4 protein-coding genes are annotated in these 2,934 nt (G+C 32.9%); 2 read left to right on the top strand and 2 right to left on the bottom strand.

Annotated elements, in window-relative coordinates; all coding sequences use genetic code 11:
• Positions 1-598 (top strand): hybrid sensor histidine kinase/response regulator (locus ACZQCL_RS08185; protein WP_482482713.1); only part of this gene is annotated, 598 nt, incomplete at its 5' end.
• 164 nt (positions 599-762) lie between these two features.
• Positions 763-1,380 carry a hypothetical protein gene (locus tag ACZQCL_RS08180; protein WP_482482711.1) on the top strand — a complete coding sequence of 206 codons (618 nt, stop codon included), beginning with the start codon at positions 763-765 and terminating at the stop codon, positions 1,378-1,380.
• 30 nt (positions 1,381-1,410) lie between these two features.
• Here the strand turns inward: ACZQCL_RS08180 and ACZQCL_RS08175 are convergent, their stop codons facing one another.
• Both ACZQCL_RS08175 and ACZQCL_RS08170 read right to left on the bottom strand, forming a co-directional pair.
• Complete coding sequence (locus ACZQCL_RS08175) at positions 1,411-2,040, bottom strand: ABC transporter ATP-binding protein (protein ID WP_482482709.1); 630 nt, start codon at positions 2,038-2,040, stop codon at positions 1,411-1,413.
• A 10-nt stretch (positions 2,041-2,050) separates the two neighbouring features.
• Positions 2,051-2,934: ABC transporter permease (locus tag ACZQCL_RS08170; protein ID WP_482482707.1), on the bottom strand; the 884-nt coding region annotated here is incomplete at its 5' end.

Here is a 2,934-nt window from a genome sequence, read left to right as displayed (position 1 = left end):
TGAGAACTTCACAAGACAAAGAACATCCAGTGAATCAGGTGTAATAGGAACAGGACTAGGTATGCCAATCGTTAAAAAACTGGTAGATCTAATGCATGGAACTATAAGTATCGAAAGTGAAGAAGGTAAGGGGACAACCGTCGTTGTAAATCTTCCTCATCGATATATCATAGAAGAACAAGAAGTCAAAAAAGTGAATGATAAAGAAATTGATCTTACAGGAAAACACATTCTTCTTGTGGAAGATAATGATTTAAATGCTGAAATTGCGCAAACACTACTTGAAGACAAAGGGATTAAAGTGACTTGGGCGAAGGATGGATTAGAAGCCGTAATGATGGTAAAGGAAAATGCGGTGGATTGTTTCGACTGCATATTAATGGATATTCAAATGCCAAGAATGAATGGCTTTGAAGCTTGCAAAGTCATACGATCTTTGCCAGATGATCGAAACAAGCTTCCAATCATTGCCTTAACGGCCAATGCCTTTGAAGAAGATCGTAAAGATTGTTTAGATGCAGGTATGAGTGAACATGTTTCGAAACCGATTAAAATTCAATCTTTACTACAAACAATTGAATCAGTATTAAAAAAATAGCGGCAAGTCCGCTATTTTTAAAACATAAATGTCAAAACGTACAGAATTGTCAGTAGAATTATTTATCTCTAAAAAGTGATTATTAATGATATAATAAATATGCAAGTATTTGTTCTCAAATAGGAATTATAGATTTGAATATTATACGAAAATGGAGGACAAATATGAAAACACCAAAAGAATATAGAGATAATCTTTTAAATCACATTATCACCAAACAAATGTTAGTGGATTGTTTGTACAGTGTGAATAAACGAGCCAAAAACTATCGCGACAAAGAAAGGAAACAAAGAGCGTATTCGAGATGTCATCGGTATGTAGATAATTCTGCATTTATTGAAGGAGCTCGAGAAAAGAAACTAGAGATGTATCGCATGAAAGATATGTTGTTGCAAATTTTGACACCCATTTGTATCCACAAAGAATTCATTGGTTATGAGACTGAAAGAATCTACAGCTACGAAACTGAGGAGTACAAAAAGTACAAGAAACAATTCTTTTACGAAGGACATTATATGGATGATGATTATTCCATTGTGTACTTTGGAGATGTAGAACTTAAAGATGAGCCTATATATCACTATTACTTGTTTTATGATTTGGATTATGGACATACTTTCCATACACCAATTAAAGAAGAGGATGTAGAAAAGTATTCTTTACCTATTATTGAAATTAGTGAGTTAGAAACGACGGGTCATAAAGTCAATGATTTGGTAAGTGTACAGTTTGTACGAAAAGTAATTCAATTGATTGAAGAAAATAAGTATATATTACAGTAAATGCGCAGGAAAATTCCTACGCTTTCTTTCTTATAATGCATATACTTTATCGGCTCTTTGAACCACTTCTTTTGAATGCGTGACAATAATAATGCATTTTCCTTGTTGCTTTAAATTATCAAAAATATCCATTATTTCATCCCGTGTATCTGGATCTAAATTTCCAGTTGGCTCATCTGCCAAGATAATTTTTGGACCATAACTTAAAGCTCTTGCGATGGCCACTCTTTGTTGCTGACCACCCGAAAGTTTTAAGATACGACGATGAATTTGGTCTTGGACTAAACCTACTTTTTCCAATAATTCAACAGCTCTTACTTCTTTATCATTTTGATGAACATTCGCAATATCCATAGATAGAGTAACATTTTCAAGTGCTGTTAACTTATTTAATAAGTAATAGCTCTGGAAAATCATGGCCATTTGATGAGAACGAAATTTATACATATCCATTGTTTTAATGCTTTGCCCTTCAAACAAGATATCACCCTCTTTTAGATTCGTTAAACCACTCATTAAAGATAATAATGTTGTTTTACCCGTTCCACTAGGACCAATAATCGCATAGAGTTTTCCTGGTTCAAACTCCATATTCACATCTTTTAATACAGGCTTTGTGTCATACTGAAAAGAAACATCTTTAATTTCAAATAAACTCATACGATCACCCCTAATCTCTATTGGATAAAATGCTTGATGGATCATATCGCATAACACATAGTAGGGCAGCACCATTACTGATAACCACAAGAATAAATGCGATGGCTCCCACTTCAAGAAGTACATTGAAATTCATAGCTTGCGAAACCGTGGTTACTTTTTCTAAGCTTTTTTCTTGAGGTTGATTATTGGATTTATCCATTTCTGGCTGTTGAGATGAATCATTGTTTGGTGGCGTTTGTTGTCTAGAGAAGTTTTGTTCCTTAGTTTCATTCATAGAATTTGTAGAAGAAATTTGATTTTCTAATAAAGTGTTTGTGATAGGTACACTTGTGACGGCGCCTAAACCAGAACCTATAATAAACGCAAACAAGGCAATAAATAGTGTCTCACTAAAGAATTGAAGAACAATTTTAGTTTTATTCATACCAAGTGCACAAAGAATACCGATTTCTTGTTTTCTTTCGCGAATACTGAAAATATTTAATACAACAAGTACTATAGCTCCAATCACAAAGACAACGATCAAGAAGTATGTCGCAAATTTAGATAGATTTTGTAGTGGTACAATACTTTGTTGGTAAGCTTGTAAATCACTTGAAGTAACCGTATACGAATCACTTAATCCCTTTTTAGTACATTCCTTTTTAAACTTATTAAAATCTTTAACCGTATTAAATACATATGTACCATTTACATTTAAATCTAAGTTATAGGTTTCACTTAAATTCTTCACAACATTATAGCTGGTATAAATTGTATTTGATGTATTCATTGGACTTGAAGCAGTTGTAGAATATAAACCAGTTACGACAAAATTTACGGTTGTAGAATCATCTACATTTAATGAGATGGTATCACCTACAGAAATACCATTGTATGTCGCAATATCTT

The organism is Holdemanella sp., from assembly GCF_056804935.1.
The sequence above is the reverse complement of the archived record's forward strand: the minus strand, read 5'-3'. Positions and strand labels throughout refer to the sequence as shown.